This window comes from Devosia sp. A16, from assembly GCF_001402915.1.
In the GTDB taxonomy this organism is placed as follows: domain Bacteria; phylum Pseudomonadota; class Alphaproteobacteria; order Rhizobiales; family Devosiaceae; genus Devosia_A.
Window position 1 is genome coordinate 4,886,187 of record NZ_CP012945.1, and the last position, 13,318, is coordinate 4,899,504.

Annotated in this window: 8 protein-coding genes; 6 read left to right on the forward strand and 2 right to left on the reverse strand. The window is 66.0% G+C overall.

Features of this window, described 5'->3' with window-relative positions; genetic code table 11:
• Positions 1-49: 49 nt before the first annotated feature.
• A complete protein-coding gene (locus APS40_RS23635) occupies positions 50-1,030 on the forward strand; it encodes a DMT family transporter (protein ID WP_055049375.1) in 981 nt (326 codons plus the stop codon).
• Entirely contained in the window at positions 1,031-1,990 is a 960-nt protein-coding gene (locus tag APS40_RS23640) for a DMT family transporter (protein WP_055049376.1), read from the forward strand.
• A 258-nt stretch (positions 1,991-2,248) separates the two neighbouring features.
• Here the strand turns inward: APS40_RS23640 and alaS are convergent, their stop codons facing one another.
• Both alaS and recA read right to left on the reverse strand, forming a co-directional pair.
• Positions 2,249-4,888: an alanine--tRNA ligase gene (alaS, locus tag APS40_RS23645; RefSeq protein WP_055049377.1), complete on the reverse strand. Its 2,640-nt coding sequence runs from the start codon at positions 4,886-4,888 to the stop codon at positions 2,249-2,251.
• A 392-nt stretch (positions 4,889-5,280) separates the two neighbouring features.
• Positions 5,281-6,357 (reverse strand): recombinase RecA, encoded by a 1,077-nt coding sequence (gene recA / locus APS40_RS23650; protein ID WP_055049378.1) that lies wholly within the window; start codon positions 6,355-6,357, stop codon positions 5,281-5,283.
• Between the two features lie 252 nt (positions 6,358-6,609).
• Here recA and araD1 point away from each other — a divergent pair, with 252 nt between their 5' ends.
• The 4 genes from araD1 to APS40_RS23670 all read left to right on the forward strand — a co-directional run bounded on the left by araD1 (position 6,610) and on the right by APS40_RS23670 (position 13,204).
• Positions 6,610-7,602 carry an AraD1 family protein gene (araD1, locus tag APS40_RS23655; RefSeq protein ID WP_055049800.1) on the forward strand — a complete coding sequence of 331 codons (993 nt, stop codon included), beginning with the start codon at positions 6,610-6,612 and terminating at the stop codon, positions 7,600-7,602.
• A 259-nt stretch (positions 7,603-7,861) separates the two neighbouring features.
• Positions 7,862-9,961: a calcium-binding protein gene (locus APS40_RS23660; RefSeq protein WP_055049379.1), complete on the forward strand. Its 2,100-nt coding sequence runs from the start codon at positions 7,862-7,864 to the stop codon at positions 9,959-9,961.
• A gap of 233 nt (positions 9,962-10,194) precedes the next feature.
• The gene (locus tag APS40_RS23665; RefSeq protein WP_236884168.1) at positions 10,195-11,913 is read left to right on the forward strand and encodes a type I secretion system permease/ATPase; all 1,719 of its coding nucleotides are present in this window, start codon (positions 10,195-10,197) and stop codon (positions 11,911-11,913) included.
• Complete coding sequence (locus APS40_RS23670) at positions 11,906-13,204, forward strand: HlyD family type I secretion periplasmic adaptor subunit (protein ID WP_055049380.1); 1,299 nt, start codon at positions 11,906-11,908, stop codon at positions 13,202-13,204. The genes APS40_RS23665 and APS40_RS23670 overlap by 8 nt, the downstream gene beginning before the upstream one ends.
• The last annotated feature ends 114 nt before the right edge of the window (positions 13,205-13,318 follow it).

Here is a 13,318-nt window from a genome sequence, read left to right on the forward strand (position 1 = left end):
ATAGGACTAACATACCAGTTGCCGTCCCCTCCCCCTTGGATACCAGAAGATGCCCTCCGGCGTCGCCTTTTCGCTCGTTGCCTACCTGCTCTATTCCTGTTGTGACGCGATTATCAAAGGCTTCGGTTCAAGCCTGACGGTTTTCGAGATCGCCTTCTGGACGGCGCTGTTCTCCTTCATTCCCGCCATCTTCACCAAGCCGAAGGGCGAGCATTGGCGGCATTTTCACCGCATGCGCCACCCCTGGCTGGTCAATCTGCGCAGCCTTACCGGTGTCGTGGGCAACCTCTGCATCATCTACGCTTTCACCCACATTCCACTGGCCGAGGCCTACTCGATCGCCTTCCTGGCGCCGATCTTCGTGGTGGCGCTGTCAAAATCCTTCCTGCACGAAGAGGTGACCTGGCAGCGCTGGTTCTTCCTCGGCGCGAGCTTCCTCGGCGTATTGCTGGTGGTGCGGCCGGGCTTCCGTGACCTGCAACTCGGCCACCTGCTGGCGCTGGGCGCGGCGTTGATGGGCGGCATCACCACCACGACGCTGCGCAAGGTCGCGCCGGTCGAAAAGCGCGTCAGCCTGCTTGGCCTGCCGCTGGGCTACATCGTCATCGTCAACGGCATCCTGATGCTGCCGACCTTCACCTGGCCGACCTGGCAGGAGTTCGCCATGCTGCTGACCATCGGCGCGCTCGGCGGCACCGGCAACATCATCTTCATCGCCGCCACCCGTCGCGCGCCGGTGAGCCAGATCGCGCCCGCACAGTACAGCCAGATCGCCTGGGCGGTGATCTTCGGTGCCATCTTCTTCCACGAGTATCCCGATACCGTCGCCTATTGCGGCCTCGTGGTCGTCGCCTTCGGCGGCATCCTCAACGTCATGTCGGACGAGACCCGGATCCGCATCTTCTCGCGTCTCTCCGTGTTCGGGCCGGCAAGCGCCATTTCCGAAGTCAGTCCGCCCCTGGGGGACGATGCCAAACTGCCTCGCCGCGGCGAGGCGGAAAACCAGGCGCCCGCGGCGACAGGCAAGTAGATGCTGCGTACCCTCTCTCCGGTGTCGCTCGGCGTGCTTTGCGTGCTGGGCGGCATGGCGTCGTTCTCGACCGCCGACGCCCTGGTCAAGGCGCTGGGCGGCTCGCTCAACGTCTTCGAGATTGGCCTGTTCACCACCATCTTCTCGTTCCTGCCGGCGCTGTTCTCCAAGCCCCGCGAGGAGCGCTGGCGCGACACCTTCAAGCTCAACCGTCCGGCCCTGATGATCCTCGTGGCGTTCTGCCGGATGCTGAGTGCCGTGCTGATCACCTACGCCTTCGTCAGCATCCCGCTCGCCGAAGCCTACTGCCTGGTGTTTCTGATCCCGGTGCTGGCGACGATCCTCTCGGTCGTGGTGCTCAAGGAAGAAGTGCCGCTCGACCGCTGGGTCCTCGTCATCATCAGCTTTCTCGGAGTGCTGCTGGTGGTGCGGCCGGGCTTCCGCGAGATCGAGCTCGGCCACATCTCGGCCTTCATCTGCGCGCTGGCCGCCGCCGTTTCGCTGACCACCATCCGGTTGATCTCCGGGGCCGAGCGGCGCGTCACCCTGTTCGCGCTGCCTGGCCTGTTCACCCTGGCAGCCAACCTGCTCGGCGTCCTGGTTGTCGGCTTCAGCTGGCCAAGCCCGCTGCTCCTGGGTGCGCTGGTGCTCTGCGGCGTGCTCGGCGGCATCGGCTATCTGCTGCAGCTCAAGGGTGTGGCGTTGGCGCCGGCCAGCCGGGTGGCGCCGATGCAGTACAGCCAGATCATCTGGGCGCTGCTGTTCGGCGCCTTGTTCTTCGACGAAGTGCCCGATGCGATCAGCCTTGCAGGGCTCGGCGTCATCGTCGCCGCCGGCCTCGCCAACATCTTCGCCGACGGCGCCCGCACCCGCATCGCCGGCCGCTGGGCGGAATATCGCGCCCGGCGCGACAATCCATCTGCGGACGATTTCAAAGGCCCGGGACCGGATCCAGTTTAGTTCGCTCAGGGAGTCTTCGGGAGGGGCACGGGCTGCCCCACATCGTCCCCTCGCTCCTGAGGGGAGAGGGCTAGTGCAGCCAGGACCGTCAGGTCCGTAGCGGAACTAGGGTGAGGGGTTCAGCTTCTCAGCGATCACGTGTCGCGCCGCTTCACCCCTCAACCGGCCTTCGGCCACCTTCTCCCCTGAGGGGAGAAGGGAGAGGCATCGCATTCGGGTCAAAGTGAGGGGCGCCACGCGCCCACTCACCGTCAGATGCTACAGCCCGCCACGGACCGCCGCGATCGCATCGGCGCCCTTGGCGCCGTCGGGGCCGCCGCCCTGCGCCATGTCGGGGCGGCCGCCACCACCCTGCCCGCCCAGAGCTGCAGTGGCGAGCTTGATCAGGTCGCCGGCCGAGTACTTGCCGGTCAGATCGTCGGTGACGCCCACGGCAACCGTGCCGCGCCCGTCTTCGCCCTTCAGCACAACCGTAACCACACCCGAACCGATCCGCTTCTTCTCGGTATCGACGAGGCCCTTGACGTCCTTGGCCGAGATGCCCTCGACCGCGCGGCCGACATAGGTAACGCCGTTGACCTTCTCGTCGGCCGAAGCCGGGGCAGAACCGCCGCCGCCGAGCGCCAGCTTCTTGTTGGCGTCGCTGAGCGCGCGCTCCGCCTTCTTGAGGTTTTCCTGTAGCGCCTCGATGCGGGCGAACACCTCGTGCGGCCCCACATGCAAGGCGTCGGCCACACCGGCCACGAGGTTCGCGTTGGTGCGGGCATGCTGGCGCGCGCCCTTGGCGGTCAGCGCCTCGATCCGGCGGACGCCGGCCGCGACGCCGGAATCGCCGAGCACGGTGATCAGCCCGATATCGCCGGTGCGCCGGACATGCGTGCCGCCGCAGAGCTCGACCGACCAGCCGACGGCATTGCCCGTGGGGTCGCCCATCGAAACCACCCGCACCTCGTCGCCGTACTTTTCGCCGAACAGCGCGCGAGCCCCGGATTCCTTGGCTTCCTCGACGCCCATCAGGCGCGTTTCGACCGGCGAGTTCTGCAGGACGATGTTGTTGGCGATCTCCTCGACCTCAGCCAGTTCCTGCGGGGTGATCGGCTTGGTGTGGACGAAGTCGAAGCGCAGGCGGTCGGCCGAGACCAGCGAGCCCTTCTGCGCCACATGATCGCCCAGCACCAATCGCAATGCCTCGTGCAACAGGTGGGTGGCCGAATGGTTGGCGCGGATGGCCGAGCGACGGTCGTGGTCGACAAGCAGTGCCAGGGGCGAACCGACCTTGATCGCGCCCTCGGTGACCTTCACCTTGTGGCCGAACACGCCACTGTTCTTGACGGTGTCGAGCACCGTCGCCCCAATGCCCTCGCCGCTGATCGTGCCGGTATCGCCGACCTGGCCGCCGCTCTCGCCATAGAACGGTGTCTGGTTGAGCACGACATAGCCTTCATCGCCGGCCTTCAGCTCATCGACCAGGGCGCCGCCCTTGACCAGCGCGGTGACCACGCCTTCTGCGGTCTCGGTCTCGTAACCGAGGAACTCGGTCGGGCCGACCTGGTCGGCCACCGCGAACCACACCTTCTCCTCGCTCGCCTCGCCCGAACCAGCCCAGCTCTTGCGGGCCTCGGCGCGCTGGCGCGCCATGGCGTCCTCGAAGCCCGAGAGATCGACATTGATGCCGCGGGTGCGTAGCGCGTCCTGCGTCAGGTCGAGCGGGAAGCCATAGGTGTCGTAGAGCTTGAAGGCGGTAACGCCCTCCAGCATGTCGCCTTCCTTCAGCGACGCGGTGGCTTCGTCGAGGATGACGAGCCCGCGGCTCAGCGTCTTGAGGAAGCGCTGTTCCTCGAGCCGCACCGTCTCCTCGATCATCTGCTCGCCGCGCACCAGCTCGGGATAGGCCTGGCCCATTTCCTTGACCAGGGTCGGCACGATCCTGTGGATTACCGGATCGGTGGCGCCGAGCAGCGTCGCATGCCGCATGGCGCGACGCATGATGCGGCGCAGCACATAGCCGCGGCCTTCGTTGGAGGGCAACACGCCCTCGGCGATGAGGAAGCTCATGGCGCGCACGTGGTCGGAGATGACGCGCAGGCTCGGCGTCGTCGGGTCGCCATTGAAGCCGGTCGCATGCATGGTCGAGGCGACCAGCGACTTGAACAGGTCGATCTCGTAGTTGTTGTTGGTGCCCTGCATCACCGCGGCGACGCGTTCGAGGCCCGAACCGGTATCCACGGACGGTTTAGGCAGGCTGGTGCGCGAGCCGTCGGCAAACTGCTCGAACTGCATGAACACCAGGTTCCAGATCTCGACGAAGCGGTCGCCGTCTTCCTCGGGCGAGCCCGGAGGGCCACCCCAGTACTTGTCGCCGTGGTCGTAGAAGATTTCCGAGCACGGGCCGCAGGGACCGGTATCGCCCATCTGCCAGAAGTTCGACTTGGCCCCGAGCCGTACGATGCGATCCTCGGGCAGTCCGGCGATCTTCTTCCAGAGCGCCATCGCCTCGTCGTCGTCCTGGTAGATCGTCGCGGTCAGTTTCTCCTTGGGCAGCCCCCACTCCTTGGTGAGCAGGTTCCAGGCGAGCTCGATGGCATGCTCCTTGAAATAGTCGCCGAACGAGAAGTTGCCGAGCATCTCGAAGAAGGTGTGGTGACGTGCTGTGAACCCGACATTGTCGAGGTCATTGTGCTTGCCGCCGGCGCGCACGCATTTCTGCGAAGTGGTGGCCCGCACATAGTCGCGCTTTTCGACGCCGGTGAAGACGTTCTTGAACTGTACCATGCCGGCATTGGTGAACATCAGCGTCGGATCGTTCCGCGGCACCAGCGGGCTCGATGCGACTGCCTCGTGACCATTCCTCGCAAAATAGCTCAGAAAGCTCGACCGGATATCGTTCACGCTCGTCATGACGGGTCTCTTACAGACAAATGGCGAGGCCGGAGCCCCGCCAAGAACAACAGGAAACGCCTTCTATCGCGGGCCTTGCGGTTGTGTCCAGCGCGGGGTGCCGGGAGGCGGTAGATTGGTGGTTGGGCACCGTCCGCCCCCTTTCCCTCAGGGGAGAGGGTAGTGCAGCTAGGACCGGCAGGTCCGTAGCGGAACTAGGCTGAGGGCTGCAGTCTCTCCACGAGCGCTCACAGCGCGGCTGAACCCCTCACCCAGCTACGGGACGTCGCTACGCTCCTACCAGCGCTGCCCTCTCCCCTCAGCGACGAGGGGACGGAGCTACGCACGCGCCCCCCCAAAAACCAAAGGGCGCCACTCGGGCGCCCTTCGCATTCACTCGCGGTAACAGCCGATCACGGCTCCCCGTCGTCGCCCTCGTCGCCTTCAGGCCCGGCCAGCAGCGCTTCGCTGAGAATGCCGGAACTCTCGCGCACGCCCTTCTCGATCTCGTTGGCAATCGCCGGATTGTCCTTGAGGAACTGCCGGGAATTCTCACGCCCCTGCCCCAGCCGCTGGCTGTCATAGGAGAACCAGGCGCCCGACTTTTCCACGAGGCCCGACTTCACGCCGAGGTCGAGCAACTCGCCGGTCTTGGAGATGCCTTCGCCATACATGATGTCGAACTCGACCTGGCGGAACGGCGGGGCGAGCTTGTTCTTGACCACCTTGACGCGGGTCTGGTTGCCGATGACTTCCTCACGCTCCTTGATCGCGCCGATGCGGCGGATGTCGAGGCGGACCGAGGAATAGAACTTCAGCGCGTTACCGCCGGTGGTGGTTTCGGGCGAACCGTACATCACGCCGATCTTCATGCGGATCTGGTTGATGAAGATCACCATGGCCTTCGACTTCGAGATCGAGCCGGTGAGCTTGCGCATCGCCTGGCTCATCAGGCGGGCCTGCAGGCCCGGCATCGAATCGCCCATCTCGCCTTCGAGTTCGGCCTTCGGCGTCAGCGCCGCCACCGAGTCGACCACCAGCACGTCGATGGCGCCGGAGCGCACCAGCGTGTCGGCGATCTCGAGCGCCTGCTCGCCGGTATCGGGCTGCGAGATCAGCAGCTCGTCGACCTTAACGCCGAGCTTCTTGGCATAGACCGGATCGAGCGCATGCTCGGCGTCGACGAAGGCGGCGATGCCGCCATTCTTCTGCGCCTCGGCCACCACATGCAGCGCCAGCGTGGTCTTGCCCGAACTTTCCGGCCCGAACACCTCGATGATACGGCCGCGCGGCAGCCCACCGATCCCGAGCGCGATATCCAGTCCGAGCGAGCCGGTGGAAATCGCTTCGACCTGGGCAATGGCGCCCTCGCCGAAGCGCATCACCGTGCCCTTGCCGAAATTCCGCTCGATCTGGCTCAGCGCTGCCGCGAGCGCCTTGTCCTTATCCATCGATCCCTCAATAACTCGCAGAGGCGCAACAGCAGCCATCACCGGTCTCCCTTATTCCACTTCGGTCCGCGCCGCGCAAACCGATAAGATGTCCATCTAATGTACCTATTCTGTTCTCATTTCGTTTCCAAATCGTCAAGGGGGTAAATTCGCTGTGCCTTACCTGCCGGCCGCGCCCGATTCGAGTGCTGCGCGGTGCTGCCAGCAAAGGTGATCTACATCCAAAATCCGAATGCATTCGGCGCCCAGCCGCGCTATAGGGCGGCAACGAGAACCGAGGGAATGGGCTTCATGCATCTCATCCAGTTTGAGGACGACAAGGGCGCACGCGCCGTGGGCGCCACCGAAGGCGGCGTCACCAGCGTGGTCACCGGGGCCTCGAGCGTTTACGCGCTCGCGGCTGAAGCTGCCGAGCGCGGGCTGTCGCTGCGCGCCCTGGTGATCGAGAAAGGCCTCGGACAGCGGCTCGACCGCGAGGCGCTCGCCCGCGAAGGCCGCCTGCTCCCCCCGGTCGACCATCCCGATCCGTCGCACCTGTATGTCACCGGCACGGGCCTCACCCACCTGGGGTCGGCCTCGACCCGCGACGCCATGCACAAGTCGAACCAGCAGGCGGCCGAGGCCCCGCTGACCGACTCGATGAAGATGTTCCGCATGGGCCTCGAAGGCGGCAAGCCCAAGCCCGGCGAAATCGGCGTGCAGCCCGAATGGTTCTACAAGGGGAACGGCTACACCGTCGCCGCCCCGGGCCAGCCGATCCCCTCGCCGGCCTTTGCCAAGGATGCCGGTGAAGAGCCCGAGATCGCCGGCATCTACTATATCGGCAAGGATGGCACGCCGTTCCGCCTCGGCTTCGCGCTCGGCAACGAGTTCTCCGACCACGTGACCGAGCGGGTGAACTACCTGTTCCTCGCCCATTCCAAGCTCCGCTTCTGCTCGTTCGGGCCGGAACTCAGGGTCGGCGAACTGCCGCGCCACGTCTCGGGCATGTCGCGCATCCTGCGCGACGGCAAGGTGTTGTGGGAGAAACCGTTCCTCTCTGGCGAGGACAACATGAGCCACACCATCGCCAACCTCGAATACCACCACTTCAAATACGACCTGTTCCGGCAGCCGGGCGACATCCACGTCCACATGTTCGGCACCGCGACGTTGAGCTTCGCCGACGGCATCAAGACCGAACCGGGCGACCTGTTCGAGATCGAGGAAAGCCAGTTCGGCCTGCCGCTCCGCAACGCCGTGGCCTGGAATGAAGATCGGCCGGTGACGGTCCGCCAGCTCTAGGCGCTGATCATCGCGCAACTGTTCGAGAGCCGGGCGCATCAGCCCGGCTCTTTGCTTTTCGGTCTTTTCCACAGCGTGCACATTTCGGCCCCCTCCCCGCCAGATTGGCGGGCGAGCTTGCACCCGTGCTCCTCTCGCATTTGGCGCAAATCCGAACGATCGGCCTCAGCCGGGGTTAGCGCTCGCGGGAGAACACTGCCGGCGCGGTGCAAAGGGAGGCATTCGCGTCCACCTCCACTTGTTGCGAAAGGCACTCCCGATGATCACCGTATCCGCCTCGACCTCCGCGGCCGAGCTGCAGGCCATTATCGACTCGGCTCCCGCAGGCGAAACCATCCTGCTGGGCGCCGGCACCTTCCAATTCGATGAGACCATCGTCATCGATCGTGACGACATCACGGTGATGGGCACCGGCTCGGCCGCCACGACCATCGAACTTGTCGGCAATGCCCGGGCCGGCGGGGCCTTCCAGATCGGCGGCGTCATCGATGTGCCGAGCTATTCGGGCGAGTTCGCGCTGGACCAGCCGGCGGCCGAAGGCTCGATGTACCTGCATCTGGCTGACGCCACGGGGCTACAAGCCGGCGACCACCTGTGGATCGAGCTCGAGAACACCCCCGAGTATCTCGACTCCATCGGCGACACCGAGTGGCGCGAAGACAAGCCGCTGCGCACTTCAATGGTCGAGGTGGCCTCGGTGAACGGCAACACCGTCCGGCTCACCAACGGGCTCGCCTTCGATTTTTCCACCGTCGCCTCGGTGCAGAAGATCGAAGTGGCCGAGAACGTCAAGCTCGGCGGCTTCACGGTAGACTCCGGCCTCGCCGAGCAGGATCCGGGCAACTTCAGCAACGTGTCGGCGGCGTTCGATCGTTCCAACGTCATCTCGCTGTCGGGCACCAGCCACGTGAAGCTGTTCGACATCGCCATCGACAATGCGCCGTCCAACGGCTTCACCTTCGCCCAGTCGATCTTCCTCGAGGCCTCGAACCTCTCAGTCGATGGCGCGGTGAACAAGGGCGATGGCGGCAACGGCTATGCCTTCCAGCTCAAGGCCCTCTACGATAGCCAGCTGGCCGGGCTCGAGGCCTTCGACACCCGCCACGCCGTGCTGTTCGCCAGTTGGACCAGCGAAGCCAACAACACTATCCAGGTGCGCGAGACCAACCGCGACATCAACTTCCACGGCGGCGACGACCACGACAACACCGTCACCGTGCTGAGTTCGGAACGCACCGACCTCGAGGCCACCTACCTGTCGCCGACGCTGTTCGTGAACGATGAAGGCACCAGTTACGGCGCCCCCACCAACCCGCACGCCAACACCGTGACCTTCGACGTGGTCAAGGGCACCAACAAGAGTGAACTGCTCGTCGCCAATGACAGTGGTGTCGAGTTCCACGCCCGCGCCGGCGCCGATATTCTCGTCGGCGGCAATGGCAGTGACCGGCTCTATGCCGAAAAAGGCGACGACCTGGTTTTCGCCTCCAAGGGCAATGACGTCATCGATGGCGGGCTGGGCACCGATGTCCTCGCCTATGCCGGCGACCGCGACGACTACACCCTCACCCGCGACCTCTCAGGCCGTTTCGTCATCCACAAGGCCGGTGGCGGCTACGATATCGTCGCCGGTGTCGAAGCGTTCCGCTTCGCCGACGGCACCGTCGCCGCATCGACGCTCTCCGACTTGCCGACGACGTATTTCGGCTCGGATGACGCCGACCGCATCACCATCACCTCGGACCATGACGTAGTGCTGTCCGGTGGGGGCTATGATCGCATCGTCGCCTCGACCAGCTACGTACTCGGCGATGAGAACGAGGCGCTCGAACTGGTCGGCGATCGCGCCATCAACGGTTTCGGCAATGCGGCCAACAACAGCTTCACCGGCAATGACGCCGACAACGAACTGTTCGGCTTTGGTGGTGACGACCGTTTCTTTGCCCGCGGCGGCAACGACCACCTGTCTGGCGGCGAGGGCAATGACGACCTCTACGGCCAGGCCGGCAACGACCGGCTGTTCGGCGGCGCTGGCGATGATCTCCTCAATGGCGGCTCGGGCGCCGACACCTTCGTGTTCTCGTCCGGCCACGATACCGTCGAGGATTTCTCGCTCCGTTCGGGGGACCGGCTCGATGTCGGGCTCACCCGCTTCAGCTCGGCGGCCGCGTTCTTTGCCGCATTCGAAGAGGCCGCTGCGAGCGGTGGCGACACCTTCGATGCGCTCGGCATCGATGTCGATGGCAGCGGCGCTCACGTCGAGATCCGCGTCGCTGACGCCCATGGCGATCCGTTCGTCCTGGGGCTCAACGGCGCGACGCTCGAATCCCTCCTGGCATCGTCGGACTGGATCGTCTGACCTGCCTCGCAATTCGGCGCGGGAGAACCCAAAGACCTGTTGCTGAAAAATGCGGCACCAACCCCGCATCAACTGCCCCCCGGAACCTCAAGCGTTCCGGGGTTTTTTGTTTACGTCTGCGGCGGCGTCATGCCCTGGGAGCATGGCTCCTATCCGCCCTCGCCGGTTCAAGCAGGGGCTGGCGGAAACGAGACTTTGCTTCGGTCGCCCACGAGCAGCGACGGAGTAGAGACATGTCGAATGGCGCCCGGCGCGACAGCGTCGTCCGCGCCCTGGTGAGGCGCACCGGCTTCCCGCTGCTGGCGCTTGGCCTCATGAGCCTCGCCACCAACCTCCTCGTACTCACCGGCCCGCTATTCATGCTGCAGGTCTACGATCGGGTGCTGGCGAGCCGTTCGGTGCCGACGCTTGTGGCCTTGTTCGCACTGGTCGCCGGCACCTACGCCTTCCTCGCCCTACTCGACCTCTTGCGCTCGCGCATGGCCCAGCGCTTCGCCGGTGCGCTGGAAGCCTCGATTGCGCCCGACGTGTTCCGCGCCTCCCTCCGCGCCGGTTTGCTGCCGCTCGGCCTCGCGCGTCCCGACGCGGTGCGCGACCTCGATGCCATTCGCAACTTCGTTGGCGGGCCCGGGCCGCTGGCACTTTTCGATCTGCCGTGGTTGCCGGTCTACCTCGCCATCATCTTCCTGTTCCATCCGGCGCTCGGCTGGCTGGCAACCGGCGGGGCGCTGGTGGCTACGACGCTACTGGTGATCAACGAGCGGCTGTCCGGACGCCCCACTGCCGAAGCCGCTGCGGCCCAGGCGCATCGCCAGACGCTGAGCGATGATGCCCGCGTCAACGCCGAGCCGGTCCTCGCCATGGGCATGCTGGATGATGTGACCAGCCGCTGGCAGGCCCGCTCCGCGGCGTTGGCCGAAGTGCAGAACCGGGCCGCCGATGTCGGCGCGCTCTACATGTCGGTAACCAAGTCGTTCCGCCTTCTGCTGCAATCAGCCGTGCTGGCGCTTGGCGCTTACCTCGTCATTCGCGGCGAACTCTCCGCCGGGCTGATGATCGCCGCCTCGATCGTCACCTCGCGGGCGCTGGCGCCGGTCGAACAGGTGGTGGCGCAGTGGCGCGGGCTCACCGCGACCCGGCAGGCGCTCCGCCGGACGGAGATGCTGCTCGCTACCCAACCGACGACCGTCAACGGGCTGAGCCTCCCCGATCCGCAGTTCACCCTGGAGGTCGGCCACTTCGCCACCGGGCCGGTGCTGCATAAGCCCCCGCTCGTCGCCGGGGTCAGCTTCACGCTGGCCGCCGGCGAGGCGATGGGGGTGCTGGGTCTGTCCGGCTCGGGCAAGACCTCGTTGGCGCGCGGGCTTTGCGGCATCTGGCCCGTACTGGCCGGCGAGATCCGGCTGGACGGCTCGGAGTTCGGTCATTTCGATCCCATCCAGCTCGGCCGCCGCATCGGTTACCTGCCGCAGAGCGTCGGCCTGTTCGACGGCACGGTCGCCGAGAACATCGCCCGCTTCCGCCCTGACGCCGACAGCGAGAGCGTACTCAAGGCCGCGCGTCTGGCCGGCGTCCACGACCTCATTACTGCCCTGCCCGATGGCTACGATACCCGCATCGGCGCTCGCGGCGCCGCACTCTCGGCCGGCCAGCGCCAGCGCATCGGTCTGGCTCGTGCGCTCTATGGCGATCCGTTCCTGCTAGTACTCGACGAGCCCAACGCCAATCTCGACTTTGCCGGCGACAACGCGCTGACGACGGCGCTCACTGCCGCCAAGGCGCGCGGCGCCGTGGTGATCGTCATCGCCCACCGGCCCAGCGCCATCGCCGCCTGCGACAAGCTGATCTACCTGGTGAATGGACGGCAAAGCGCCTTCGGGGCCAAGGAAGAGGTGTTGCGCCAGGTCACTGCCCCTGCCCCGCGCATCACGGGGGTGCGGGTCGATGGCTGATCCGCTCCGCAGTCTCAGGCGACATGCCACCGCCGGCCTGGGCGCCATGGCGCTGTTCATCGGCCTGCTCGGCGGCTGGGCCGGCACCACCGAGATCGCCGGTGCCGTCGTGGCTCCGGGCACTATCGTACCGCTGGAAGGCAGCAAGCGGGTGCAGCATCCGGAAGGCGGCGTGGTGAGCGCCATCCTGGTGAAGGACGGAGATGCCGTCGAAGCCGGGCAATTGCTGGTGCAACTCGACAGCACCGCCGTCTCGGCCAACCTCGCGGTGATCGTCTCGCAACTGAGCGCCGCCTTTGCCCTGGAGGCCCGGCTTACCGCCGAAAGCATCGGTAACGACAAGCTGACGCTTCCGACGAGCCTCGACGACTGGCCCGACCGCGCGACGCTCAATGGCCTGCTGGCCGGCCAGGAGCGGCTGCGCCAGAGCCGCGCCGAGGCGCAGGCGGGCATGAGCACCCAGCTCGAGGAACAGATCGGCCAGTTGGGCGAGCAGATCGCCGGGCTCGAGGCGCAACAGGCCGCCGTTGAACGGCAGATCGAAATCCTTTCCAACGAGGTCGCCGATGCCGAAGCCTTGTTTCGCGATGGGCTGATAGAGGCCAGCCGTCTCAACAGTTCTCGTCGCGAACTGGCGCGGCTCGAGGGCGAGGCCGGCAACCTCACCGCCGAGATCGCTGCCGCCCGCACCGCCATCGCCGGCAGCCGGGCCAGGATCGCCGAAAACGCCGCCACCTTCCGCGCCGGCGTGCTCGAGGACCTGCGTAATGTCGGGCTCGAGATCGCCGAGCTGCTACAGCAGAAGATCGCCGCCGAAGATCGGCTGGCCAAGCTCGAGATCCGCGCGCCACAGGCCGGCATCGTGCACGAGTCGATCGTTCGCACCGTCGGCGGCGTCGTCGCGGCCGGCGAGACGCTGATGCAGGTGGTGCCGCATACCGACCGGCTGGCGCTCGAAGCGCGGGTATCGCCGCTCGATATCGACAAGCTCAGCCTCGGCCAGGCTGCCGCGATCCGGCTCACCGGGCTCGATGCCCGGACCACGCCGGAACTGGTGGCGGCGGTCGATTCCATCTCCCCCGACCTGTCGCGCGATCCGACGACGGGGGTCGCCTATTTTTCGATCCGGATGCGGCTGGGCGAAGCCGAACTCGCCCGCCTGCCCGACGGCCAGCACCTGAGCGCCGGCATGCCGGCCGAAGCGTTCCTCCGCACCACGGATCGAACCGTGCTGTCCTATCTGCTGGGGCCGTTGGCAGCGCAGCTGAGTCATGCGTTTCGGGAGGATTGAACCGCCGGTGCGCGCTGCCCCCCACCCCTGTCCCCTCCCCCAATAAGGGGGAGGCAGACGCCCGCACGAACATCGAGGCGATCGTCTCCCTCCCCCTGTTCAGGGGGAGGGGCC

Excerpts from the sequence above, each read along its gene's own strand:
- APS40_RS23670 (WP_055049380.1), top strand. The coding sequence starts at position 11,906 with ATGGCTGATCCGCTCCGCAGTCTCAGGCGACATGCCACCGCCGGCCTG.
- APS40_RS23635 (WP_055049375.1), top strand. The coding sequence starts at position 50 with ATGCCCTCCGGCGTCGCCTTTTCGCTCGTTGCCTACCTGCTCTATTCC.
- APS40_RS23660 (WP_055049379.1), top strand. The coding sequence starts at position 7,862 with ATGATCACCGTATCCGCCTCGACCTCCGCGGCCGAGCTGCAGGCCATT.
- APS40_RS23665 (WP_236884168.1), top strand. The coding sequence starts at position 10,195 with ATGTCGAATGGCGCCCGGCGCGACAGCGTCGTCCGCGCCCTGGTGAGG.
- alaS (WP_055049377.1), bottom strand. The coding sequence starts at position 4,888 with ATGACGAGCGTGAACGATATCCGGTCGAGCTTTCTGAGCTATTTTGCG.
- APS40_RS23640 (WP_055049376.1), top strand. The coding sequence starts at position 1,031 with ATGCTGCGTACCCTCTCTCCGGTGTCGCTCGGCGTGCTTTGCGTGCTG.
- araD1 (WP_055049800.1), top strand. The coding sequence starts at position 6,610 with ATGCATCTCATCCAGTTTGAGGACGACAAGGGCGCACGCGCCGTGGGC.
- recA (WP_055049378.1), bottom strand. The coding sequence starts at position 6,357 with ATGGCTGCTGTTGCGCCTCTGCGAGTTATTGAGGGATCGATGGATAAG.